Genomic DNA, 25,622 nt, shown 5'->3' on the forward strand with positions numbered 1-25,622 from the left:
ATGAAACGTATCAATTATATCGCTTTAGCATCGCTGGTATTCCTAGGAGTATCCTGTAAAAAAGACTACCTTGATCGAACTTCCGGCTCTGCTATCACCAAAGAGGTCTTTTTTAATACTCCTGAAGATCTAGCCACATACACAAATGGTCTTTACAAACAAATGCGTGCAGAATATACAGACTTATATTCGGATAATATTGCCTTGAGCAACAACGATCAAAATGCTGAAGTCAGAACACTCCTAGCGGGCACGCTTTCTCCTGCGACCGTCAAGGGTTGGGATAAGGATGCATGGGCACCATTGCGTGATGTCAATTATATGCTAAACAATGTCGGAAAAGTAAGCGGAGATCCTGCTGTCATTAACCATTATATAGGAATCGCTCGTTTATTCCGTGCAAACTTCTACTATAAGATGGTAAAAAAATATGGCGACGTGCCCTGGTACTCTCAAGTATTGGGAACCTCCTCCGAAGATCTATATAAAGCAAAAGACCCACGTACTGCGGTGGTCGACTCCCTTATGAAAGATCTAGAATTTGCAGCAGCAAATGTACTGCCGGCAAGGACAGACAATTCTTATATAACAAAATGGAGCGCATTGACCCTATTGTCACGAATCGCACTCCACGAGGGAACTTTCCGTAAATACCACCCAGAATTAAATCTACAAAACACAGCAGCGACATTTTTGGAAAGAGCTGCATCTGCCTCACAGGAAATCATAAATAACGGTGGATTTGTAATTTCAGGAAATAACGCAACGGACTATCGCGCGCTCTTTTCTAGCAATAACTTATCGACCAATAAAGAGATCATCTTTATCCAAAAAAATAGTCGCGATCTTGGCGTTGCAAATAATACACATACAGTGTTAGATTGGCAATGGGCGCTAAGTGCTAACTTGGCCAACGAGTTCCTAATGAAAGATGGTACCCCATTTACTTCAGTGGCAAATTATGGTAAGAAAAATTTCTCAGAGATTTTCCAGAATCGCGACCCACGTCTTGCAGAGACAATAATGCCGCCAGGATTTAGTAATAATGCCGCAGGCACGCCTTATATCACTCGTCCTGACTTTGGGGGATTGCTTCAAATTAAGTTCTACCCTCGCGATCCTGCACTGCGTGGTGGCTGGGAACTCAATTATACCGATTTGCCTATCATGCGTTACGCGGAGGTCCTATTAATTAATGCCGAAGCAAAAGCTGAATTAGGAAAATTGACCCAAGCTGATATTGATGTTACTGTAAATAAGATTCGCAGTCGTGTAGGTATGCCTGCTTTAAATCTTGCCGTTGCCAATGCGACACCAGATACATATCTCGCAAACCAATACCCTGCAGTCTCTGGTGTCAATAAAGGCGTACTTTTAGAAATTCGTCGAGAACGTCGTGTTGAACTCGCCTGTGAAGGATTCCGTTTTGATGATCTTTATCGTTGGAAAGCCGGAGCTTTACTTGCACAGGCTCCGGGGGGAATGTATATTCCTGCCCTAGGTGGAATAGATGTAACCGGCGATGGGGTCGCTGATATCGCCATCCTTAAAAAAGGGGATGAATCGCCAATAGCAAACCTTCCTGCGGCTGTAAAGGAGAAAATTGTAAAATTTTATGTGAATGAAGGAACATTCTATCTTGAAAACGAAACCTCAGGGAAGGTAATGTTTTTGGATGATAAAGCACCACAACGCCCAAGAAGCTTCAATGAAGCGAAATACTATTACTTTCCGATACCCATCGAACAAACTGTATTGAACCCAAAATTAGAACAGCCAATGGGCTGGAAATAACGGTTTGATTTTAACCATAAAGAGCCAGCTCTCCCCCGGGAGCAGCTGGCTCTACTTTATAAAACTATGATAAAATTAACTAAACTAATCACATGCCTTCTACTTCCGATCGCGCCCTTATTTGCACAGCAACGGGTAGGTCGCGTTTTTGAAGATCAGAATGCAAACAACCAGTTCGAACAGAACGAAAAACAACTTGCCGGAATTGTTGTATCTGACGGTTATGATGTTGTAAAAACGGATAATACCGGAACATACACCTTACCTCACAATCCAAACGCCCGCTTTTTGTTTGTTACCATCCCTAGTGGATATAAGGCGACTAAAACACATTATATTCCGCTTCGTGCTGAGCATAAAAATTTAGATTTCGCCTTAACCAAAGATGCTGTACAACAAACAGATTTTTTGCGATTTATCCAAGTTACGGATACCGAAACGCCTCTCTATGGCCCATGGATAGATAACGTCAGAAATTATGCCCAGCAGCAAAAGGCGAGCTTGATTATGCATACCGGTGATATCTGTTATGAACCAGGTATGCTTTTTCATGCCAAGCAAGTAAACTCCGAACTGATGGGCAGGCCTACATACTATACGGTGGGCAACCATGATCTCGTAAAAGGAGAATATGGAGAAAAGCTATTTGAAGACCTCTTTGGCCCGACCTATTACTCTTTTGATGCTGGTCCAGCCCACTTTGTCGTGACGCCAATGCCAAATGGAGATTATAAGCCAAGTTACACAGCCGACCAGATCATCGCCTGGCTTAAGAAAGATCTTGCATCAATGGACAGATCCAAACCTTTGATCTTTATCAATCATGATTTCTTCGCTGGCCCAGACTTTATCCTGAAAGGTGAGAAAGAGCAAATTGACTTGATGCAATATAATCTGAAGGCTTGGTTTTATGGCCATTGGCACAACAATTTTGTTTTTAAACAAAAGGGAGTTTATGTTGTCTGTTCAAACGCTCCCAATAAAGGGGGTATTGACAATTCTGCAGCGCAGTTTGTCGTGGTCGATATCGACAAACAAGGAATCAAAGATATTAAGCCTATTTATACCAATCTACGTGACCATATCCAACTGGTACATCCGACCACTGACCAACAAATAAACACTCAAGAAACTCTTCCAATCGTGGTCAGTGCTTATGACAGTGAGCGGAAAATACAAAGGGTAGCAGTGGAAATCTCTGCCCATGAAACTGGTAAACGTCTTACTAGCGTACAGCTGTCTTCTTCTGGCGACTGGTTATGGCAAGCAAAGGTACCTTTCGGAAAACAAAAAGGTCAATATGATGCGCTGGTTACCATCGTATATCAAAATGGAGAACAAGCCTTAAAAAGACAGTCTTTTAATTTGGCTGGCCGTGCAGAAAGCGCCATGAAGCTGCAATGGTCTGCTGCTGTAAACGGAAATATTTGGAAAACCAGTCCGCAGATTGTCGGGGACAAACTTTTCGTTGCGACGATGGACGATGGTATTGGAACCAATCATTCCATTATAGCACTAGATAAACGCACCGGAAAAACGCTGTGGTCATTGCCAACAATTAATTCCATCAAACATAAACTGCGCTACAGCGACGGTATATTGCTCGCAACTGATGTCGAAACAAATATATATGCCATCGACGCAAACACAGGCAAAATCCTGTGGACAAAAAAAACATCCAATCCAAGCCTTCCTACATTTGTATCTGGCCCAGCACTTGACAGAGGAATTTATTATGCAGGCCTAGGCAAGCGTATGTCAGCAATTAACATCCATAGCGGGAAAGTGCTTTGGGAAGGTGTCGATCCATCGGGCGGCGAAGCGACTCCAGCAGAACTATCGGTCGTAGATCAAACCTTATTAGCAGGATACAACTGGAATGCCCTATGTGCGTATGATATCCAAACTGGAAAACTCCTTTGGAAACGCCAAGAGGATGGGCTACGTTTTAGAAGCGGCGGCGTTACCGCAAAAGACGGTTATCTGTATACAGCCGGGCTCAATGGCATATTTAAGCTAAACTTACAGACTGGCGAAATCGCACAAAAAAGTATCAAAACAGATGATTTTAAAGTCATGGCCTCTCCCAAAATTGTTGATGACCTATTGGTCATGCCGACATCTACAAATGGGATAAAAGCATACGACCCTCAAACCTTAGAAGAGAAATGGCATTTTTCTACAGGTGAAGCACTTGTATACACCTCCCCTTATAGTAGTCCCGACCAACACAAACCGGTCGGAACCGTAGAGTCATCGGTAACTGAAGCCAAAGGAAAACTATTTTTCGGTGCTTCGGACGGTTACGTCTATATGCTCAGCAAAGAAGGAAAACTAATTTCAAAATTCAACCTGGGTGCTCCTATTTTTTCGGAAATCACTGTGGATGGTGATTTTATTTATATCGCTGATTTCGCAGGAAATGTCTCCTGCTTTAAATTATAGCAGACAACTTTAACCCACAGGACGCCCGGATCTGCGATTATCCCGAATCCGGGCGTCCTGAGTTTTTTTATCAACGAATTTAAAAAATGAGTTTGTGTCCAATCGACAGCCGAACAGATGACTAGATATTTTCCAAGCAGATAATCTTCCAGCAGATAAATAAAAAGTTGAGCTAGAGATTCGAAAATAGACGAGGGTTTTAGCATAAAAAAAAAGCGACTCTTTTGAAGTCGCTTTGTGTAGCCCGTAGGGGAATCGAACCCCTGTTTCAAGAATGAAAATCTTGCGTCCTAACCCCTAGACGAACGGGCCGTTTTCTGTTTCGGTGTGCAAATATAGAAAGTTTTCTAAATCTGTCAAAATTTTATCGGAATTTTTATTCATTTTTTTCAAAATACATCTTAAAACCCTCTAAAATAGCTATATTTAGACTCATTGAAAAAGTAACCAACATGACTAATTTTAAAAAAATTAAAAATCCGCTACGCTATGCTGGTCTTGGCATGGCACTTTTCAGCCAGGTAGCATATGCTCAAAAATCGAGCTCAATTGCAGATCAGCTGCAACTCACCTGGCAGGTCAAGGATGGCCAGAACATCCGTAAAAACCCTGTCTCAACAATCATTCTGAAAAACAAGGGCAAAAGTGCGATACAGCTCAATGATTGGAGTCTCTGGTTTAATTTTATCAGATCCATTGATCCTGATAAAGTAGATAAAAGATTTGCCATTGACCACAGGAATGGCGATCTATTTCAAGTGAGCTTTAAGAAAACCAATTTTTCATTAAAAGCACAGGATACCATCCATATTGATTTCATTACAACAGGACTTGTCAATTATACCGATGGACCAATCGGTTTGTACATAAAAAATAGCAAAACTGGGCTTTCAACAGATATTCAGAACTATAACGCGGTGAAAACAGCACCTCAATCCGATGCTGAAAAAGCGGATTATTGGTCTCATAAGTATGCCCTAAATAAACTTACCGAAGGTATAGAGGCGCAGGCCATTATCCCTTTACCCAGCAATATCAGTATCAACAATAATGCAAAATTCAATATATCGACTAGTACAAAAGTATTTATCACTAGCGAATTCTCTTCCGAAGCAAGCTTTCTGACAGATTTCCTAAACAAATACGCAGGTATCAGGTTGTCAACTAGCTCTGAAAAACAAGATGGTATTGTTATCGTCAAAGCAAACGATCTGAAACCTGAATCTTATCGCCTAAACATCGATGCAAAAGGTATCCAAATAGAAGCGGCGGATAAGGCTGGCGCTTTTTATGCCATACAGTCTTTGAAATCTTTGATTAATCATCAACAATGGAATAAAACGAGCAAATCAATTGCCTTACCTTATGCAAAAATAGAAGATAGTCCTCGTTATGGCTACCGTGGGTTTATGTTGGATGCGGCCCGTAATTTCCATAGCAAAGCAGAAGTGTTACGGATCTTGGATCTGATGGCTACCTACAAGTTAAATAAGTTCCATTTCCACTTTATTGACGATGAAGGTTGGCGATTGGAAATTCCATCTTTACCGGAACTGACTGCAGTGGGAGCCAACCGTACTGCTAATTTCGAAGACGGTAAAGGAATTCAACCTGCTTACGGCTCAGGTGCAACTGCAAAAGCGCATCAATTCTACACCGTAGCTGATTATATCGAAATCTTAAAATATGCGCAAGCAAGGCATATCGATGTGATACCTGAAGTAGAAACACCAGGGCATGCCCGTGCAGCAATCAAAGCAATGCGTGCGCGCTTTGCACATTTTACGAAGGCAGGTGATAAGCAAAAGGCTGAGGAATTCCTGTTGGATGATGCGGATGACAAATCTGTGTATAACTCCGCGCAAAACTGGAACGACAATGTGATGAACCCTGCCCTGCCTTCAACGTATCATTTCCTGAGCAAAGTGGTCGATGAAATCAAAGCTATCCATGAAAAAGCTGGAGTACCGTTGAAAATTATCGATTTGGGAGGTGATGAGACACCGAGTGGTGTCTGGGAAAAATCACCAAAAATCCTTGCTTTCATGAAGGATAATAACATCAGTAATGTACTTGATGTATGGCCAATATATATTGCCAAAATCAACAAGATTGTTCAAGAGAAGGGTTTGACGATGTCAGGATGGGAAGAGATGGGCATGCGCAATAAAGGAAAAGGAATGGAAGTTAACGCCGAATTGGGTAAATCCGGCATCCATCTCAATGTATGGAATAACCTTCCGGGACAAGGACAGGAGGATTTAGCTTACCGACTGGCAAATGCAGGCTATAAAGTTGTTTACACGAGTGCGGCAAATAATTATCTGGATATGTCATGGGACCGCGACTTTGCTGATCCGGGCCATAGCTGGGTCGGTACCGTAAACCTGAACAGAACCTATTCTTTTTCACCAGAAAACTTCTTCATTAATCTTCGTAAAGATGATACCGGAAAAGATCTCGTAAAAGAAGCGTATACCAACAAAGAGCAGCTTACTGCTGAAGGAAAGAAAAATCTGCTTGGCATTAAGGGTGCACTTTGGGCCGAAAAAGTATCGACAGATCAACGCCTTGAAGAGATGATATTCCCTCGATTAATTGCTATTGCAGATCGCGCATGGGCGCAAGAACAAGCTTGGGAAAAAGGCAATTCTTATGATGAAGCAACCTATCGTAAGTCTTATACGGCCTTTATTAAGAAATTAGGCGAGGATGAATTGAAGAAACTGGATATTATTGATGGGGGTTATACCTATCGCCTTCCGAAGCTTGGAATTAAAAAAGAGGGTAACCAGCTTTATATCAACACCGATTATCCCGGATTCAAAGTCTATTATACAGAGAATGGAAGCACACCGACATTGAAATCAAAAGAAGTAAATGGCACAATTCCTTTTCAAACGGGCAAGAAATATCTATTCAAAGTCTTTGATGCCAAGGGTAGATCTGGAGACGTTATTGCATATTAAAAACTGAACTGGATTATTACAATAAAAAAGTGATATCCGATGTCCTTAAGCTCGCCGGCGAAATAGTATAGGCCGATAGCAATTCTAAAACTGAAAAGGGATGATTTCGAATAGAAATCATCCCTTTTTACTTGTGCTCACGATTAAATGCTATCTGCTTAAAACTTATAGCCTAATGAAACAGCCGCATTTCTAGGGTCGATCTGATTAATAAAACCGCCTCGGAAATACGAGTTCAAGCCAATCTCGTTGGTGATATTGTTAACAAAAACTTTTGCATCAAACCTTCGCCATTTATAACCCACCTGTGCATTTAAAGTTGTATAAGCTGGCATATTGAATGGTTTTTCGCCATAATATTCCCCGTGGCCTTGCGGTGTTAGACTATATTCATTTACTGGACGATCGCCCACATAATAAACTCCGGCACTTAAGCTCAAATTTCTTAAAGCACCTTGATTAAACACATATTGCACCCAGGCATTAGCTGTATGTTTTGGCGCATTCATGGGAGCAGAACCATTCATATAGGATGGAGAGTTTTTATATCGGGCATCCAAATATGCATAACCTAACATCACTGTTAGATTTTCCAATACACGACCATTTAATTCAGCCTCGATACCATCCCGGATTAAATCACCCGCTTTAAAATAAAGTCCAGTTGTCTGATTTTCGGAATTGTATTCCGCATTGGTCAAGTCTGACGTATAGATATGAAAATAGGTTAAATTAAACCGTAATCTATTGCCTAACCAATCGGACTTGATTCCTGCTTCAAATTGTTCTGTCGTTGAAGATCCAGCCTTCGTTCCATCAGTTAAAATATTGGCAGCACTTCTGAGATTGGTGGAGTTCGTATAAGATCCGAAGACATTAAAATTCTCGAAAGGCGTTACGATAACTCCCGCCATCGGATTCCAGGCTGACTCCCTTTTATTTCCGTTTGATGTAAAGTCCTTCGTGGTGATTTCGGAGTAACGTAAACCTAATACTGCTTTAATATATTTATTGAATTCAATGACATCCTGTGCCATGAAGCCAACAGAAGAATAGTAATTTCTAACTGGTGTTTTAGCCTCAAAAGCCACCTTTTTTCCTACCTGTTTGTTCCCCAATGAATCCACATAGGATACTTGAGTCAAATCATTGGCCCAATCACCATGAATATCAATCACGTCGATTGTACCCCCAGCTAATGCAGATTGTCCTGCCTTTGACAAAAGAACTTTACTGTCCAATAAACTCAATTTGGTACCAAATGAAGTTGTTGTTGCATCAGCGATACGATAATCAACTCCTGCTTGTACCAGATGTTTTACGTTACCTGTATAAAGATCTTTTCCAATCAGATCAAATTGAAATGTCTTGTTCTTATCATCCCTTAAGCTCTTACTCATCTTCCGTGAAAAGGTATTGTACTTCTTCTCACTGTCCTCTATCAGGGTCGCTGACGTTGTCAAGTTATCGACCTGATAAGATGATGTCGCTATCGAAGCGCGAATGCTCCAACGATCGGTCAATTCATGATTAATCTGGCCCATAAAACTCTTCATCTCCGTATTAACATTATCAGAATTCATTCCCAAGAATTTATTGTTGGGAATGACATACAATGCATTGACACCCTGCGAAGGGTTCAGGTTAACTGCCGAATTTACCGGAGTGCGGTTATCGTTGAAATAATCCCCCTCCAATGTGATCGTTGTTCTCTCAGTAGGCTTCCAAGCCAGTGATGGATTCAGATAGACACGGTTGGCTGAAAGCCCTTTTCTGAAACTATCATTCCTTTCATAGGCACCATCCATACGAAAAGCGACAGTCTCCTTTTTATCTAATACTGTCTGAAAATCGAATGTTGGCCGAAACTGCCCCCAGCTTCCCACACGTAGCCCAACCTCGCCAGAGTTTGTAAAATTAGGCGTTTTTGTCACAACGTTAATCACCCCACCGGCATTCCCAAGGTCAGTAATAACGCCTTGTGTCACCGCTGCCGATCCTTTGATCATCTGGATAGACTCCACCCCTTGCATATCAACGACGCCCGAAGCCGTCTGAAACTGTGAGTCCATACGTACGCCATTTTTCAAAACTGGCACACCTCTGAAACCACGTGTAGATAATGATTCTTTGACGCCGCCGTAAGAACCAAATAGTGTAACGCCCGGAATATTTCTAACAGCATCAGTCAATGTTAATATACCCTGATCTTGAATTACTTTATTGGATATCACCGATATACTCTGAATCTGATCAGAAGGTTTTAAAGGCATACGGGTAATCATCTCAAGCCCCCTCGGCTTTTTATTCCGCTCACCGAACACTTCCACTTCATCGATAGCTCGCTCATTGCTCACTAACACCACCGGTTTTATGACGACCTCACGGTTAGTGGAACTAAACACATAATCAACCGATGTAGCCTGGTAACCTAAGTAAGTAAAACGAATGATTGCATTCTGATCGACACCCTGAAGTCTAAAATGACCTTTATGGTCTGTCCGTACTGTTTTATCACCGATTGAAACGGTTACTGAGCTTAATGGGTTGTTGTTTGCATCCACAACCTTTCCTTTTACGATTCCTGAAGTTTGACCGTATACAGCGCTTCCGATTAAAAATGTAGAGGCAAGTGCAAGTAAGTGTTTGTCCATGTTAATAATCTTTGGTATTTATTTTTAATTAATCTAAATAACGAAACAAAGGTATAAAAATTTTGCTTGCTATAACAACTAAAAACAAAAAAGCGCTGAACCAATTAAGATTCAGCGCTTTCCTATATTAATTCAGACTATTTTAGTCAAATTTCCATCTCACAAAAGCTTCTATCGCTTCATAGTTTGCAAGACCTAATCGGTCATACATTGATGCGGTATCGCTTGTACGGTCTTCAGCACGTACCCAGAATTCACGTGGATCATCACCCGGGAATACAGGTAGATCTTTTTGAGATTGATGTTTGAAGATCGCTAAACGCTTGCGGTATACCTCTTGTGGGGATAATGGAACAGCCATTTCGATCTCATGGATCGGATATTCATGCCATGCACCTCTATACAACCACAACCAACAGTCTTTTGTCCACTCGTCAGTTTTGCTCAATCTTCTCAAAGCCTCGAACAAAATATCGAAACACACTTTATGCGTACCATGTGGATCTGCAAAATCTCCTGCTGCAAATACTTGGTGAGGTTTCACCTGACGCAACAATTCCATCGTTTGTTGGATATCATCTTCAAACGATACATCCTTCGCAAATTTTTGTCTATCGTAAAATGGTAGATCTTGGAAATGGATATTTTCATCTGGCAACCCGACTAAACGAGCTCCAGCAATAGCTTCTCCTTTACGGATCAATGCCTTTATTTTGCGAACAAGTTCGGTATCGATCTGATTAGGTTTTTTCGTTGCAAAGATTGCTCTTTCCTCATCATAAATCCGATTGATTTGAGCGGCCTCTGTATTTGCACCAATTTGATTTGCCAGATCTTCAGCAAATTCTAAATAACGTACTACATCATCATCCCACACAGCTGTATTACCACAAGTCTGGTAAGCAACATGCACATTGTGTCCTTGATCAGCCAAACGGATAAATGTACCGCCCATAGAGATGACATCATCATCAGGGTGTGGAGAAAATACAATCACATTTTTCTTAGCTGGATTAGCACGCTCTGGACGTTGCGAATCGTCTACATTAGGTTTACCACCTGGCCATCCTGTAATCGTATGTTGAAGTTCATTAAAAATACGAATATTGATATTATAAGCAGGGCCAGTTTCTGTCACCAACTTTGCCATACCATGAGCGCTATAGTCTTCGTCCGTCAGTTTCAAAATCGGTTTATTGATTTCCAGCGCTAACCAAACAACAGCTTTTTTGATCAATGTTGGCGTCCAGGTAACATCTTCTGCCAACCATGGAAGGTCAAAACGTGTCAACAAGGATGCCGCTGCCTCATCTAAGATGAATTCGACATTATCCGATAGTTGAAGATAGGTTGCAGGAATCTCTGACGAAATTTCGCCCTCAACCGCTTTCTTAATGATCTCGGCTTTCGTTTCAGTCCAAGCCATCAAGATAATCTCGCGTGCTTTGAAAATTGTACCTACGCCCATCGTGATGGCTTTTCTTGGTACATTTTCTTTACCACCAAAAGCACGTGATGCATCCCGACGTGTCAAATCGTCTAAGGTAACAATACGAGTACCAGAGTTTGGAGCAGAACCTGGTTCATTAAAACCAATATGGCCTGTACGACCAATACCTAATAATTGAATATCTAAACCACCAGCAGCTGTAATCTTTTGTTCGTATGCTTCACAAAATGCATTGACTTGATCCGGTGCTAGGGTACCATCAGGAATATTTACATTCGCCTTATCAATGTCTACATGATCGAACAAGTTTTTGTTCATAAAAGTCACATAGCTCTGATCGGCGTCAGGTTGCATAGGAAAATATTCATCAAGATTGAAGGTAATCACGTTCTTAAAGCTTAAACCTTCTTCTTTGTGTAAGCGAATCAATTCTTGATAAACTTTCACCGGTGTAGCACCGGTAGCAAGACCTAGAACAGCTTTTTCACCTTTCTCCTGCTTTGCACGAATAATTTCAGCAATACGATTTGCAACGTTTTTCGAAGCTGAATTTTGATCTGGATAGACGCTTACGGGGACTTTTTCGAAGCGTGTTTCTTCCAATAAATTTAATCTAGCCATTTTATGGATATATTGATAAACGTGAATTACAAATTTATGAAATTAGTGAGTTAAGTTGAAGTAAAATTTTAATAAAGTGGCTTATTCTTAACAATATTTTAAATAAAACCTTTTAGCCCTTATTTTAGCATAGAAATCCCGCTATATTTCATTTAAAATCGCTACTGCTTTTAATAAAGTGGCATCTTGCTTAGCAAAACAAACACGTAAAACCTGCTGATCTGTAGCTTGTTTATAAAACGCAGAGAGTGGAATGGTCGCTATTTTGTAATGTTTTGTCAAATAGCAGGCAAAATCAAATTCCTTCTCCTGACTAATGGCACTATAATCGAGATTAAGAAAATAGGTTCCTTCACAAGGGAGAATCTTGAAACGAGACTGTACTAATCCATTTTTGAGTAAGTCTCTCTTCTTCGCGAAAAAGCCAGCGAGACTCTCCACGTAAGCAATATCTTTCAAATATTCAGCAATTGCAATCTGCATAGGCGTATTAACACTGAATACATTAAACTGATGGATTTTCCGAAATTCACGCATCAATAGGACTGGCACTACACAGTAGCCGATCTTCCATCCCGTAGTATGCAACAGCTTTCCGAAGGAAGCGACAACAAAACTCCGCTCCCGTAAGCTCGGTATACTTAAAACAGATTGTGGTGACACGCCATCAAAAACGAGATGTTCATAAACTTCATCGCTCAATAAGAGGGTATTTGTTCCCGCTAATAGCTTCCCAAGTTTATTCAGGTCCTCTTTTCCAAGTACTTTTCCAGTAGGATTATTCGGATTATTGATAATCACCAATCGTGTTTTTTCGTTGATCAGTGTAGCCACATAATCCCAGTCAATTTGAAAATCTGGTGCCAATAATCGAACTGGAATAACCTTACCCCCAAACAATTCAATCGTTGGGGCATAACTATCATATGCCGGTTCAAATATAATCACTTCATCTCCAGCACCAACAACTGTTGCTATAGCCGTAAAGATGGCCTGGGTTCCTCCGGCTGTAACCGTGAGTTCTTCAGTCGGATCTATATCCACGGCATATACCTTCTTGTATTTATTTACGATCGTCTCCCGTAGACTTTGTGCACCGATCATTGGTGCATATTGGTTATGTCCTTTCTCCATTGCGGCGGAGACCAATTGCACAAGCTTGGGATCTGTCTCAAAGTCTGGAAAACCCTGCGACAGGTTCAGCGCCTGCTCCTCATTGGCAAGCATGGTCATCTTGGTAAAGATCGATGTACCGACATGTGGAAGTTTAGCTATTAGGTTGAAGTTCATTTTTTGATATTTTATTAATCTACCAAATTAGTGGATTTTCTTATATTTGTAAATATATACAAGAATAGCAACATGATAAAATACATCACACTACTTTTTTTGGTTCTTCCGTTCTTTGGTTTAGCACAGAAAAAAGAATTGACCAAACAGGAATATATCGCCCGCGTAAAAGCTGCACCGGATTCCATCTCAACTTTAGTTGATTTGCGCCGTGTAGGCGGTTACGACCCTGTCTATACTGAATTACAGGCGCTTTATAATACCTTGAGTGGCAATGTAAAAAATTCCATTGAAGGGAAAGAGTTTCAGGAATATCTAAATGCACTGGAGACGGTTCAGATCGGCAAAGTTGCGCCTGCTTTTACACAAAATGATACAACAGGCACCCCTGTACAACTATCCGATTTCAAAGGTAAATATGTATTACTTGATTTTTGGGCCTCATGGTGTCCAGACTGTCGCGTTGAAAGTCCAGATCTTGTAAAAACGTACGAACAGTTCAAAGGAGACAACTTTGAAATCCTGGGTATATCCTTTGACAAAGACCGTAACTCTTGGATCAAGGCCATTCACACAGACAAGCTACATTGGAAACATGTTTCTGACTTAAAACGTTGGCAAAATGATGTTGGTACATTGTACGCGGTGAAATCTATTCCCCAAAATGTACTGATTGATCCGAATGGAAAAATCATTGCGAAGAATTTACATGGAGATGCTTTACGTGCGAAGCTAAAAGAAGTATTGAAGTAAGAATGTATGTTAGCCAAGAGGCTACAGGGCAATAGGAGAAATATTAAAGAAAAAAACAGGTGTCCGAAAATCGGGCACCTCTTTTTTTTTACTGATTTATTATTCTATTTAGCCAAATAAAGCGCTAAACAGGTCTTCCAATTTAGCTACTGGCCTAATGGCAATATTATATTTCTTGGCATCCAATCCTTTGGTATTAAACTTGGAAATAAATATCCCATCAAAGCCCAACTTCTCTGCTTCTTGGATACGTTGTTCAATCCGATTTACAGCTCTGATCTCTCCCGATAAACCAACTTCGCCGGCAAAGGTCAGACTGGTCTTTATCGGAATATCTTGTTGTGACGAAATAATAGCCACGATAACTGCCAGATCGATGGCTGGATCTTCAACACGAAGTCCTCCGGCAATATTCAAAAATACATCCTGTGCACTTAACCGAAAACCAAATCGCTTTTCCAATACAGCCAACAACATGTTTAATCGTTTTGTATCATAACCTGTAGATGAACGTTGGGCTGTACCAAATGCTGAATTGCTCACCAAGGCCTGAACTTCAATCATCATCGGCCGCATTCCCTCGAGCATGGCAGCAATGGAAACACCACTCACGGGCTCATCTCGCTGTGAAATCATAATTTCGGACGGATTTGACACCTCCCGCAATCCGGAGCCCTGCATTTCATATATACCCAATTCCGACGCGGAGCCAAACCTATTTTTTACCGCACGCAATATACGGTAGACGTGATGGCGGTCGCCCTCAAATTGAAGTACGGTATCAACCATATGTTCCAAGACTTTCGGTCCTGCAATGGAACCATCCTTGGTAATATGTCCTACAATAAATACTGGGGTACTGGTTTCTTTCGCAAACCGGAGTAATTCGGCTGTACATTCCCGCACTTGGGAAACCGAACCCGGTGCCGATTCAATCTGCGCTGAATGCAAGGTTTGGATAGAATCTATGACAATGACATTAGGTTGTACTGTCTCAATCTGCTTGAAAATATTTTGTGTAGATGTTTCCGTCAAAATATAACAATTGGCTTTAGAGGATTGTGACAATCGCTCGGCCCGCATCTTGATTTGCTGCTCACTCTCCTCTCCGGAAATATACAGGGTTTTAACCTGTGGAATGGACAAAGCCAGCTGGAGCATCAATGTGGATTTTCCAATTCCGGGTTCGCCTCCTATCAACACCAGGGAACCCGGGACGATTCCCCCGCCCAACACCCGATTAAACTCCTGATCTGGAGTCAAGATACGCGATTCATCCTGATATACAATCTCATGAATAATAGCCGCCTTGTTTGCCCGCTTTGTATTCCCCGTTGTTGTCGTCGTGCTTCGCCATTCAGGAACTTTTGAGCTTGACTTTTCGACCACTTCCTCCACGAAACTATTCCATTGTTTGCACGAAGGACACTGTCCCATCCATTTGGGAGCCTCATAGCCACAGTTTTGACAGAAATATGCTGATTTTGTTTTTGCCATTCTACGAAATTACAAATTTCTATCCTTTACTTTACCCTTCGTTTTCTTTTAAAATCCGTAGAAAATTCTGTCCCATGATTTTAGCGATATCTGCTTTGTTGTAACCTCTTTCTAAAAGTCCTTTTGTCAATAAAGGAAATTTAGAAACATCTTCCAAGCCCTGAGGAGCAGATTCGATGCCATCAAAATCCGATCCAACAGCAACATGTTCAATTCCTACTTTCCCAACGAGATAATCAATATGGTCCAATAGTTTGGACATTGGTGCATCGACTTCATACCTAGCATCCGCGGGTAACTTATCATACATCTTCCAGGTGCTCAATGTAGTATCGGCATTCTTACCAAATTGCTGTGTATATATGCTCTTTAATCGTGTCTCATACTCGGGATCTAAAAAACCAGAGTAAAAGTTGACACCGATCACACCGCCATTTTTCTTCAGGGCCTCCAATTGTTCATCTTTCAGGTTTCGGAAATGTGGACATAAATGGTAGGCATTGCTATGTGACACCAATATTGGCTTGCTGGAAACCGTAATGACATCATAAAAAGTCTGCTCACCACCATGAGAAAGATCGACTAGCATGCCAAGTTCATTCATTTTCCGAATGATCGCTTTCCCATGATCAGTTAATCCTTTTGCCTTCGCATCCATCTTACCAGACTCCATCGCAGCACAACTCGCCCAAGGTACATTATAGTTCCAGGTCAAGGTTAAATATTTCGCGCCACGTTCATGGAGTTTGATGAGATTGTCTATGCTCCCTTCGATCATATTACCGCCTTCCACACCGATCAATGCAGCAATTTTTCCAGCTTTTAAAATAGCATCAATATCCCTTACTGATTTTGCCAAGGCAATATTCTCGGCGTTGGCAACGATCATTTTCTCCAGTGCATCTATTTGCACATTCGCATGTTCAAATGCTCCAGTCTTCCATTTTGCATCATCGGACCAAACAGCAAATACCTGCACATCGACTCCACCTTCTTTTAATCGCGGCAAATCCGTAGCGCCCGTCTTCAGTCGTTGACCAATATCCTTTCCTCCTAAAATTGATTCATAGATTACATCATTATGTCCATCCACAATAATTAGATCCTGATGAACTTTTTTATAATCCTGACTATAAGCCAACCTGTTTAAAGATAATATGCCCAGCCCCATGAACAATAGTTTTTTTATCATTTCTTCACTTCATTGATTGCTTCATAAATGGCATCCTGAATCCGGCTACGGATATTGAGATCCAACAATTTAGTGCTGACCTGCGGGTGCACACGATTGGATAGGAAGATATAAATCAATTGGTTTTGAGGATCCACCCAGATACATGTGCCTGTGTATCCGGTATGCCCAAAAACAGTACTATTGGCCAATTTAGAGGGATACTCATTTTTCGGGTTTGGATCCCAGCGGTCGAAACCCAATCCTCTTCGGCTTGTCGCAGACTGCTTAGACGTAAAAAGATCTATTGTTTCAGACTTAAAATACCGCTCACCGCCGTATTCTCCACGGTTGAGCAAAAGCTGTCCATATATCGCGAGGTCATTGGCTGTAGCAAATAAGCCGGCATGCCCAGCGATACCACCAGCCATAGCTGCCCCCTGATCGTGCACATATCCTTCCAACAATGTCTTACGAAACGAAGTATCCTGCTCCGTAGGTACAATCTGTTCCTTCGCAAATCGTTCCCTCGGAAGATATCCGGCATGTGTCATCCCTAATGGTCGATAGAAATTCTCCTGAACATAATCCTGCAATGGTTCGGCCGTCTGATGTTCGGCAACTTCCTTCATCACATACATGCTAATATCACTATACACATAGTTTCCTGTTGGCTTAACAGGTGATTTTAACATTTCGGGCCACATCAGATCGCGGTAATAATGATTGAGAATATAACTATTGTCAGCCATCTTGACTTGATGTTGTTGGTCTGGTACGGCGACAACATCACCTGCTTTCAAATATTTATAAAAAGGGATAAATGGCGTAAACCCTGCTTCATGTAACATCACGGAACGCAATTTGATATCCTTTTTATTTGTATACTTTGCCTGCAAGAGGTAATGCCCCATCGTACTATCGAGATTAATGATATTGCGCTCAGTCAATCGCATAATAACAGGAGTTGTGCCCGCAATTTTACTGACTGAGGCCAGATCAAAAATATCACCTGTTTTTGTTGGGATGTCTTTTGTATAGGTATGATAACCATAAGGTTTCTCCAATAGCACCTGCCCATCTTTGATAATCATCACAACTGCTCCGGGGGTCGCCTGCTTTTCAATGGCCTCTTGTGCAATGGCATCAATTTTTTTGGTCAATTTACCCAAATTCAGATTGGAGTTTTCACCTAAACTGTATTGCAGTCTCGATTGGGCCGTCTTAATATTTCCTGCAGTAATCGCGGCACCACCAAAAATAGACATCGCAGCATTGCGTTGACCAAGTTCGGTAAAGGGTGCCAACAACTCGATCAAATCAGACTGTGGATGTTCGGACAATGATTTTTTGTTGCGTTCCTGTTCAAAGAAATGACAAAGAACAACCTTTTTATTGTTCAGCACTGCCTGCTTTAACTGTGACAAGCAGTCAGCATCCAAATCATCTTCCTTACCCGCAACAATAATCGTATTATAATATTTGATATCTTCATCAAATTTACTGAAATCAAATAGCGTTATGCCTGCATAACGTGCCAATTGGTTTGTAAACGCGGCATATTTTTCAGCATTAGGCACAACGACGGCAATACGTAACTGCGCCAGATTGCCCAGAGGGAGTAGCTGATCAACATTATTGTAAAGTATGGTTTCATTCTTTATGGTCGACTTATACTGAGCGAACAAGGGGCCAATACAGAACAAACCTGCAAATAACACCCCAAAAAATCCTTTTTTCATTCTGATTTTATCGTTTTTTAGGTTCTATCAAATAAAAATACGAATAAAATAAAAAAGCAAAGTCCTTTCCCTTAAAAAAATCAATTTTGTTACGCCTTTTTTTTACAGCTTCAGCAGATGGATTTTTGGCATGAGCAAGTATAAATCTTTTTTTTTCTGTAAGTTTGATTAATGCCGGAATTGATTCAAGATAAAACAATATTTTCCCTTTTGGAGGTAAGCAAAAGTATCCAAAAAACGCTTGCTGAGCGTTACAAGAGCTTATATTGGATCAAGGCGGAGATGAATAAGCTCAACCATTATACGCATTCCGGACATTGTTACCCTGAGCTTGTTGAAAAGCAAGACGGTAAAATTGTAGCTGAGATCAGATCAACTTTGTGGAAAGCAGACTTCACCCGAATCAACAACAATTTTCTGAAAATTGCGCAAGAACCCCTACGGGAAGGCATTACGATGTTATTTCAGGCAAGTATTTCCTATGATCCGATGTATGGTTTGAGCTTAAGGATTGTCGATATTGATCCAACTTTTACGTTGGGGGAGCTGGAGAAAGAAAAACTGGATAGCATTAGAAAGCTCAAAGAAGAAGGCATTTACGAGGCTAATAAATCAGTCCCGTTCCCAATGCTTCCAAAAAGACTAGCCATTGTTTCGGTGGAGACGAGCAAAGGCCTTTCCGATTTTTACAAGATTATCAATCAAAATCCTTGGGGTTATCGGTTGGAATGCACCTTATTTCCGGCGCTCTTACAGGGTGATAAATCTATCCCCTCAATCATCAATCAACTCGCGGTGATCGCCGATAAAATAGCTGAATTTGACGTGGTCGCCATTATTCGTGGTGGTGGTGGTGAGGTTGGGCTATCAAGCTACAATAATTATCTGTTGGCAAGGGCTATAGCAATCTTCCCTATTCCTGTATTGACCGGAATTGGCCATTCTACCAACTATACCGTGAGTGAAATGGTGGCCTACAAAAATGCAATCACACCAAGTGAGCTGGCTGACTTCCTCATTCAAAAGTTTCATAATTTTTCTGTTCCTATTGACAAAGCAACTGAAAGCATCCAACACCAGATCACTACTCGTTTTAAGGAAGAAAGGAATACTTTGTCTCAAATGGCAACGCATATCCAATGGGTTGGGAAAAGAGAACTTCAGACTGCGCGCGCCAATATTCAACAGATTCAACACGAACTGGCTGCGTTGATCAAACTACGCTTTTATGAACATAAAACAGCGTTGGCGCACACCGAACGGATTATCCAGCTTTCTGATCCGCGACGACTGCTTAAACAGGGGTTTTCCATCACAAAAGTCAACGGCAAGTTACTTCAATCTGTTGATCAGCTATCTCCGGGTGATCTGATCCAAACGATGGTGGAAGATGGCGAAATTACAAGTACTGTAACGGATAAGAAATCGCTTAGCGACGGATTCGAAGACAGCTAACGGAATTATTTGAAACTGAAAAATTTAAAGAGATAGCATACAATGGAACAAAAATATACATATACCGATGCCTTCAATGAATTACAAACGATTGTAAAAGAAATTGAGAATGGAACAACAAATATTGATGAACTTGCTGAGAAAATCAAACGTGCATCTGATCTAATTGAGGTATGTCGGGCAAAATTGACCGCAACCGAAGACGAGGTGAATCAGTTGTTGCAAAAGATTTCCCCGGTACAGGATTCAGATCCCGGTTCCCCATCCTAATATTGATATGCAACAATTTGTTTATCCCTTCGCAAAACTTTAACGAGCTCTTTATGTTGATTTATGTTGCCTGTCAATCGCCAGGTGGTATTCAGACTTTCCTTATTATACCGTTGATTTACAACCGTTGCTTTAAACCCCATCTGTCTGATCAACTGCTCTGTATGTTCAAAATCTGCTTCAGATAACGTCTGGAGTTCATAGTCTTTAATTTTATGGTAATTATCAATATAAGTCTGTAAATAGGTCAACAGCCCCAAAATTACTAAAACCAATCCTACACCGATAAAGGCTAAAAAAATATACCCCGCGCCGACACACATTCCCAGAGATGCGGTTGCCCATATCGTTGTTGCTGTTGTAATGCCACTAACTTTATTATCTTCTTTAAAGATTACTCCAGCCCCTAAAAAACCAATTCCTGTAATAATATTAGCTGCTAGTCGATCTGGATTTCCGACACCTATCTTCAACGAAATAATAGTAAAAAGGCAGGAGCCAAAACTCACCAGTATAAAGGTCCGTAATCCTGCAGATTTATTACGGTATTCGCGTTCGACGCCAATCAATAGCCCGATCAGCACTGAAAACATAATCAGTAAGACATCCCTGCCCTCAAAAGCATGTAATAAATTGTCCATGGGCTTTACTTCTATTCCTACTCCAATTTACAAAAAATAAGGAGTACCTTTTACAGAACTCCTTATTTTTATATTAGTTATTTAGATTTCTTTTTTCAACTGTTTCGTCGTCTTCCTGGTCTAGTCGAACAATGCAACTAGCATAAAATCAAGTATTACCCAATCATGAAAGGAGCAGACTCCCAGGACTAAAACATTGGGACTTCAATAAGTAACAGCTTTGCATTGTACTCAGCCTTAATCTCAATGCTATCCAACTCGAAGATGCCAATGGCATCCCTTCGCGATAATATTTCGTCTGCTACCTGCACCTTGCCCTCTAGCACAAAAAGATAAATTCCGTTTCTTTCAGAATGAACATTGTACGGGATTGTATTCCCTTCATCCAAGTCCACAATATTGAAATATGCATCTTGATGAATATGAACCGCATCTGGATCCGAAACATCAGGGGACACAATGGTTACAAATTTATTATGACGGTCCAAATGAAGGTAAGACTTCTGGTCATAACCAGGAGTAAGATTCATTTCATGGGGTATTATCCAGATCTGAAGAAACTTAACAAGCTCCTTCTGGTCCCCATTAAACTCCGAATGCTTTACTCCCTTTCCTGCAGACATAATTTGTACATCTCCAGTTTCAATGTTTCGGACATTGCCTATACTGTCCTGATGGGAAAGTACTCCTTCCAGAGGTATGCTCACAATCTCCATATTGTCATGAGAATGGCGACCAAAGCCCTGCCCCCCTTCAACCTGATCATCGTTTAATACGCGTAGCGCTCCAAAATTTACTTTTTCTGGGTCAAAATATTGCCCAAAGCTAAACGAATGGGCACTTTTCAACCAACCAAAATCAACATGGCCACGATCGTTTTCTCGGTGTATGATCTTTTGCATCTGTTCCTTCCTGTTATATAAACAACTATTAATCAGAGGACAAAACTCATACCAACAAGCATTTCCCTAAAAAATCTGCCAATTTGACAAAGCCACGCTAGAGTGCTTTGAGTTTTCCGGGAGCAACCGCTTGAATCAGTGCTCGGGCGAGAATACGATTGGGATCAATTACAACCATTCCGTTGTGATCTTTTTCAGGAATAGCCAATGGCAATTCGGCACATCCCAAAATAATCACCTGAGCACCTTGTTTTTTCAAGTCATCCATAGCCATTAATAGGTCTTCTCTTGCCTTATTGGCTATAGGTGCTGGCTGTGCCTTAATACCATAATCTTTATCGTAGATAGCATTGTTTACCTTTTCTTTCTGTGCACCTTCAGGCTCCACAATAGGAAAACCCTTTTTCATAAAAGCTTCCCGATATTGGCTATAAGCCTGTTCACCTGCTGTCGATAGCACTCCTATTGTACTTTCTGGATAATTTTCATGAACAAAGCGTACTGTCTCATGAACAATATGAAGTAACTTCAGTTCATTCCCTAAACGGGCCATCTCATCCTGGATAACTGAAAAAATCGGTTCTGCATGCGCTGTATTCGACGGAATTGCCGCAATCGTTGCGCCAGCCTGCTCCAGTTGTTTTAAAATCATCGCTATTGCCTTTCCTGGATTCTCCTTCGATGTATCCAATAAATATGCGGAACGATCTGGAATCAAATTAGGGCAGGAAAACAACAACAGTGGCAAGTGTTCCTGATCGGAACTTGCCACTGTTTCATCTATAATTTTCTTGGCTATATCCAAGCCTGCATAAGGACCTAGGCCACCTACTATACCAATCATAACTACTATCTTTTATACCTTATGATATAACCAATAGCTCGCCGAATGGTTTGATAAAGTTTACCATTCAATGGCTTGATCCTCATCTGGAATCTGTGTATTGAGCTGACGCTCCAAAATCAATGAGCCAGAAACCTTGAATTTGATCGCCGTAGTAGAAACAAGCGTATAATCGGTAAATTCGTAATCCACATTATTGATTGTGATATAACGATGCAATAAATAAGGACGGACGGCGTCCATCTGTTCTGAAACAGTATAACTTGCATCTTTTTTGACAACGAACTTCATATTTGGATTTACGGCACGAAAGCTTACCCCACCTTTGTCATTGAATGTTGCAAAAACTTGATAATTCTTCCGGTCCTTTCGCTCTTCATCTATATTACCCGCATAAAAGAAGATCGTATTCTCATCGACAACATAACTCTTTATTTGACTTTTTACGATCGGGGTTTCATTTTCATGTCCTTCCATAACAACCTTCAAGGCCGTCCCGCTATAGGTCCCGGAGTAATTGTTAAAAGGGTTGATACGTAATAGTGCTTTTTTATAATGCTTCCGGGGATTGACCTTATATTTAGCCCCCGGATCATCCAAAATGGTCAAGGGAAGCACCCATTTTTCGGTCATATCAATACCTTTCAGGGTAAAATCAATGGCCATTAATCCGGTATTTTCTCCAGACTTGATATCCACCGCTGATGGAATCGTAAAAAAGTTAGTACTGAGCTGTTTGTAATAAAAATCCGTCCTCGTCTGGAATCGCTCGTAATTCAGGATACCCAATGTATCAGCATCCACCCCAACCTTGACCGAAAGATTATTATCGTTTGTTGTCGACCCGCTCACTTCCAACGGTTGCATGAAGGTGGTCTTTTGCCCATCCTTGTAACGAACATAGATATTCGCGACCCCCTCACTTTCCAAGGGAGCTTTAAAAGAAATGTAATGTTCGAACTGTTCCTCTTTCCATTCATCATTACAAGAGCCGCAGACAGCAAGTAAAGTGAGGAACAACAACTGTATATATGACTTGTTCATAAAATGCATATTTGGTTAATCATTATAAGTCCATCCAGGATTTTGAGTCAGATTCTTATTGCGCTTAAGTTCGGTATGGCTAATCGGCCAAAACCACATTTTGTCAGCAAAGGTTGTCTTCAAGGTCCAGATCGCGACGGGCTGATAGAAAAGGTCACGTTCCTCTACGTTCATCAAAACGTTACAGCCATAGACCGGCAATGCTTCTTCCACTGGCGCATCCATCCAGCGACGTAGATCATAGTAGCGCTGTCCTTCCCCCATCAGCTCAATAAAGCGCTCCCGTTTCAATGTTTTGCGCAACTCATTTTTGTTACCATATATACTGACCGCATAGTCAGGCACTCCAGCACGGATACGAACTGGGTGGACACCCTTTTTAATTTCAGCAATGTCACGACTGATCGAGTAACTTGATCCGCGCCAAGACGGAACCGTATATGAGCCGCTTAACTCATTTAGCGCCTCAGCATACATCAGCAATATATCTGCATAACGGATGGCCGGCTCTGCCTTAGGAATAATACGTGAGCCAACTCCGCCTTCGTAAGTATCACTGGGATGAACAAACTTCTTAACTCCGAAACCCGTACGCAGCCAATAGCCATTCGCTGAATTAAAGCCGTTCCCTTTTGGGTCAGCGCTATAATAGAAGATTTGTTTATTGCGGTTTTCCTCTTTTGTTTCATTAAGCAATGTCCAAAAACTTCCACTATAAGCCACCGAAGCATAGAATCTCGGTTCTCGGTTTGCATATTGCAACGACACTCCGGGACGCAATGGCCTGTATTTTTTGTTGTCATAATCCTCCTGAGACACAAAACCACCGATACGATTTGAACCATTTCCACGGCCAATTTCCTTATCCTTACCCGGTACATCCGTGCCATCATTCATATAATAAGCATCCACCAGCTTCTGTGTTAGTCCGTGCGTATTCCATCCCGTTGCTGAACGCGGTAGTTGGTGGATGACCATTTGGTCGATACCCTCATTCGGTTGGTTGTTACCTCGGGTAAATATTAACTCCGGATTACCCGAAGCAGTCAATGTCCCATTAAAGACCTCTGCATATGATTTGGCAGGATCAATATCCGCCCAACCTGCTGGCCAGCTTTTATCCGAAAAATTATGATCCTGAGGAGGCCTGACTGTTGCCTCATCACCCGTTTCCTGAAAAGGGGCCGTGTAAAGCCGATATACCCCCAGTTCGATGACATCACGCGCAGCAGCTGCAGCCTTTGCCCATTTCTCTTCTTTATAATCGGCAGACAACAGGCGTTTCATCTGCTTGTCTACCAACCGCGCCGCGTAACCTGAATTATTCCCATTGGCCAATGGACTTGCAGCATACAGGAGTACCTTAGCCCGCGCAGCCAATGCTGCCCCTACAGAAGGACGGCTAGAGCCATCCTGTCCACGTCTCATCCCAAGGGCTTCCATTTCTTTCGCGGCCGTTAATAGTTCGTTGCTGATGAATTCAGCACACTCATCATAGGTATTTCGCGCAATGGCCAGTTCTTCGTAACTATCCGTATAATCCAAGCCTTCATCGGGCAGTATCGGAATTGGTCCATATTTACGGAGCAATAACCAGTAGAGGTAAGCCCGCGCAAAACGCGCCTGACCCCGATAATCAACGATTTCAGCCTCAGACATCTCGGTATTCATATAGATATTATGGATAAAGGTTGAAGCATTCCGAATCCCGCGATACGATTGAGTCCATGTCCCCTGTTTATCAGTTTCGGTATACAAACCCATTTTAAACATATTATAGGACAGTTCATTTTTTGATGGATCGTAATCCTTGTCCCGATCACCATAATACATATCATCTGCGAAACAGTGTGGTGTCAGGCCTTTACTGGCGACATCGGCATTTTCACCTTTAAACTCCTCAAATACATGAGCCAGCCATTTCTCCGAATACAGCTTGCTTTTAAATGTTTTTTCCAAGGTGATCCGATCTTTAAAATATTGGTCGGACTTTAAGTAATCCTTTTTACAGGATGAGATCAAATTTGTGCCCAAAGCGAGCATCAACGCAATATATAATGTCTTTCTTTGCATCTTTTTC

17 protein-coding genes and 1 tRNA gene are annotated in these 25,622 nt (G+C 41.4%); 6 read left to right on the forward strand and 12 right to left on the reverse strand.

What is annotated here, in order from left to right; translation table 11 throughout:
- Positions 1–1,794, forward strand: a complete 1,794-nt coding sequence (locus tag OGI71_RS19615; RefSeq protein WP_282251250.1) for a RagB/SusD family nutrient uptake outer membrane protein — start codon at positions 1–3, stop codon at positions 1,792–1,794.
- Between the two features lie 66 nt (positions 1,795–1,860).
- The gene (locus tag OGI71_RS19620; RefSeq protein WP_282251252.1) at positions 1,861–4,239 is read left to right on the forward strand and encodes a PQQ-binding-like beta-propeller repeat protein; all 2,379 of its coding nucleotides are present in this window, start codon (positions 1,861–1,863) and stop codon (positions 4,237–4,239) included.
- A 240-nt stretch (positions 4,240–4,479) separates the two neighbouring features.
- Here OGI71_RS19620 and OGI71_RS19625 read toward each other — a convergent pair.
- Positions 4,480–4,551 (reverse strand) — tRNA-Glu (locus OGI71_RS19625).
- A gap of 140 nt (positions 4,552–4,691) precedes the next feature.
- Here OGI71_RS19625 and OGI71_RS19630 point away from each other — a divergent pair.
- Complete coding sequence (locus OGI71_RS19630) at positions 4,692–7,208, forward strand: family 20 glycosylhydrolase (RefSeq protein WP_282251254.1); 2,517 nt, start codon at positions 4,692–4,694, stop codon at positions 7,206–7,208.
- A 158-nt stretch (positions 7,209–7,366) separates the two neighbouring features.
- On the opposite strand, the gene OGI71_RS19635 is transcribed toward OGI71_RS19630, so the two are convergent.
- From OGI71_RS19635 to OGI71_RS19645, 3 genes are all read right to left on the reverse strand, one after another.
- Complete coding sequence (locus tag OGI71_RS19635; RefSeq protein WP_282251255.1) at positions 7,367–9,862, reverse strand: TonB-dependent receptor; 2,496 nt, start codon at positions 9,860–9,862, stop codon at positions 7,367–7,369.
- A gap of 142 nt (positions 9,863–10,004) precedes the next feature.
- Complete coding sequence (gene nagB, locus OGI71_RS19640; RefSeq protein WP_282256150.1) at positions 10,005–11,960, reverse strand: glucosamine-6-phosphate deaminase; 1,956 nt, start codon at positions 11,958–11,960, stop codon at positions 10,005–10,007.
- A 114-nt stretch (positions 11,961–12,074) separates the two neighbouring features.
- Entirely contained in the window at positions 12,075–13,223 is a 1,149-nt protein-coding gene (locus OGI71_RS19645; RefSeq protein WP_282251256.1) for a methionine aminotransferase, read from the reverse strand.
- A gap of 72 nt (positions 13,224–13,295) precedes the next feature.
- Here OGI71_RS19645 and OGI71_RS19650 point away from each other — a divergent pair, with 72 nt between their 5' ends.
- Positions 13,296–13,976, forward strand: a complete 681-nt coding sequence (locus OGI71_RS19650) for a TlpA disulfide reductase family protein (RefSeq protein WP_282251257.1) — start codon at positions 13,296–13,298, stop codon at positions 13,974–13,976.
- Positions 13,977–14,084: 108 nt separating this feature from the next.
- Here OGI71_RS19650 and radA read toward each other — a convergent pair whose 3' ends face one another.
- From radA to OGI71_RS19665, 3 genes are read right to left on the reverse strand one after another with little or no spacing between them, the layout of a single operon-like run.
- Positions 14,085–15,473, reverse strand: a complete 1,389-nt coding sequence (gene radA, locus OGI71_RS19655; RefSeq protein WP_282251259.1) for a DNA repair protein RadA — start codon at positions 15,471–15,473, stop codon at positions 14,085–14,087.
- Positions 15,474–15,504: 31 nt separating this feature from the next.
- Complete coding sequence (locus OGI71_RS19660) at positions 15,505–16,665, reverse strand: dipeptidase (protein WP_282251260.1); 1,161 nt, start codon at positions 16,663–16,665, stop codon at positions 15,505–15,507.
- A complete protein-coding gene (locus OGI71_RS19665; RefSeq protein ID WP_282251261.1) occupies positions 16,662–18,386 on the reverse strand; it encodes a serine hydrolase domain-containing protein in 1,725 nt (574 codons plus the stop codon). The genes OGI71_RS19660 and OGI71_RS19665 overlap by 4 nt, the downstream gene beginning before the upstream one ends.
- Before the next feature lie 171 nt (positions 18,387–18,557).
- Between OGI71_RS19665 and xseA the strand changes: the two genes are divergently transcribed.
- Together xseA and xseB are read left to right on the forward strand one after the other, a co-directional pair.
- Complete coding sequence (gene xseA / locus OGI71_RS19670; RefSeq protein ID WP_282251263.1) at positions 18,558–19,841, forward strand: exodeoxyribonuclease VII large subunit; 1,284 nt, start codon at positions 18,558–18,560, stop codon at positions 19,839–19,841.
- 42 nt (positions 19,842–19,883) lie between these two features.
- On the forward strand, positions 19,884–20,111 hold the full coding sequence (gene xseB, locus OGI71_RS19675; RefSeq protein WP_259185623.1) for an exodeoxyribonuclease VII small subunit: 228 nt from the start codon (positions 19,884–19,886) through the stop codon (positions 20,109–20,111).
- Here xseB and OGI71_RS19680 read toward each other — a convergent pair.
- From OGI71_RS19680 to OGI71_RS19700, 5 genes are all read right to left on the reverse strand, one after another.
- On the reverse strand, positions 20,108–20,752 hold the full coding sequence (locus tag OGI71_RS19680; RefSeq protein ID WP_282251269.1) for an MgtC/SapB family protein: 645 nt from the start codon (positions 20,750–20,752) through the stop codon (positions 20,108–20,110). The genes xseB and OGI71_RS19680 overlap by 4 nt on opposite strands.
- A gap of 188 nt (positions 20,753–20,940) precedes the next feature.
- The gene (locus OGI71_RS19685; protein WP_282251271.1) at positions 20,941–21,654 is read right to left on the reverse strand and encodes a pirin family protein; all 714 of its coding nucleotides are present in this window, start codon (positions 21,652–21,654) and stop codon (positions 20,941–20,943) included.
- A 97-nt stretch (positions 21,655–21,751) separates the two neighbouring features.
- Positions 21,752–22,498 (reverse strand): amino acid racemase, encoded by a 747-nt coding sequence (locus OGI71_RS19690; protein ID WP_282251273.1) that lies wholly within the window; start codon positions 22,496–22,498, stop codon positions 21,752–21,754.
- A 60-nt stretch (positions 22,499–22,558) separates the two neighbouring features.
- Entirely contained in the window at positions 22,559–23,542 is a 984-nt protein-coding gene (locus OGI71_RS19695; RefSeq protein ID WP_282251274.1) for a DUF4973 domain-containing protein, read from the reverse strand.
- A 15-nt stretch (positions 23,543–23,557) separates the two neighbouring features.
- The gene (locus tag OGI71_RS19700; protein ID WP_282251275.1) at positions 23,558–25,615 is read right to left on the reverse strand and encodes a RagB/SusD family nutrient uptake outer membrane protein; all 2,058 of its coding nucleotides are present in this window, start codon (positions 25,613–25,615) and stop codon (positions 23,558–23,560) included.
- Between the last annotated feature and the right edge of the window lie 7 nt (positions 25,616–25,622).

It is taken from the genome of Sphingobacterium sp. ML3W, from assembly GCF_029542085.1.
GTDB lineage: Bacteria > Bacteroidota > Bacteroidia > Sphingobacteriales > Sphingobacteriaceae > Sphingobacterium.

Coding starts and splice junctions, on each gene's coding strand:
- OGI71_RS19630 (WP_282251254.1), top strand. CDS start 4,692: ATGACTAATTTTAAAAAAATTAAAAATCCGCTACGCTATGCTGGTCTT.
- OGI71_RS19695 (WP_282251274.1), bottom strand. CDS start 23,542: ATGAACAAGTCATATATACAGTTGTTGTTCCTCACTTTACTTGCTGTC.
- xseA (WP_282251263.1), top strand. CDS start 18,558: ATGCCGGAATTGATTCAAGATAAAACAATATTTTCCCTTTTGGAGGTA.
- OGI71_RS19700 (WP_282251275.1), bottom strand. CDS start 25,615: ATGCAAAGAAAGACATTATATATTGCGTTGATGCTCGCTTTGGGCACA.
- OGI71_RS19665 (WP_282251261.1), bottom strand. CDS start 18,386: ATGAAAAAAGGATTTTTTGGGGTGTTATTTGCAGGTTTGTTCTGTATT.
- xseB (WP_259185623.1), top strand. CDS start 19,884: ATGGAACAAAAATATACATATACCGATGCCTTCAATGAATTACAAACG.
- radA (WP_282251259.1), bottom strand. CDS start 15,473: ATGGCAAAAACAAAATCAGCATATTTCTGTCAAAACTGTGGCTATGAG.
- OGI71_RS19635 (WP_282251255.1), bottom strand. CDS start 9,862: ATGGACAAACACTTACTTGCACTTGCCTCTACATTTTTAATCGGAAGC.
- OGI71_RS19685 (WP_282251271.1), bottom strand. CDS start 21,654: ATGCAAAAGATCATACACCGAGAAAACGATCGTGGCCATGTTGATTTT.
- OGI71_RS19690 (WP_282251273.1), bottom strand. CDS start 22,498: ATGATTGGTATAGTAGGTGGCCTAGGTCCTTATGCAGGCTTGGATATA.
- OGI71_RS19650 (WP_282251257.1), top strand. CDS start 13,296: ATGATAAAATACATCACACTACTTTTTTTGGTTCTTCCGTTCTTTGGT.
- OGI71_RS19680 (WP_282251269.1), bottom strand. CDS start 20,752: ATGGACAATTTATTACATGCTTTTGAGGGCAGGGATGTCTTACTGATT.
- OGI71_RS19620 (WP_282251252.1), top strand. CDS start 1,861: ATGATAAAATTAACTAAACTAATCACATGCCTTCTACTTCCGATCGCG.
- OGI71_RS19615 (WP_282251250.1), top strand. CDS start 1: ATGAAACGTATCAATTATATCGCTTTAGCATCGCTGGTATTCCTAGGA.
- OGI71_RS19645 (WP_282251256.1), bottom strand. CDS start 13,223: ATGAACTTCAACCTAATAGCTAAACTTCCACATGTCGGTACATCGATC.
- OGI71_RS19660 (WP_282251260.1), bottom strand. CDS start 16,665: ATGATAAAAAAACTATTGTTCATGGGGCTGGGCATATTATCTTTAAAC.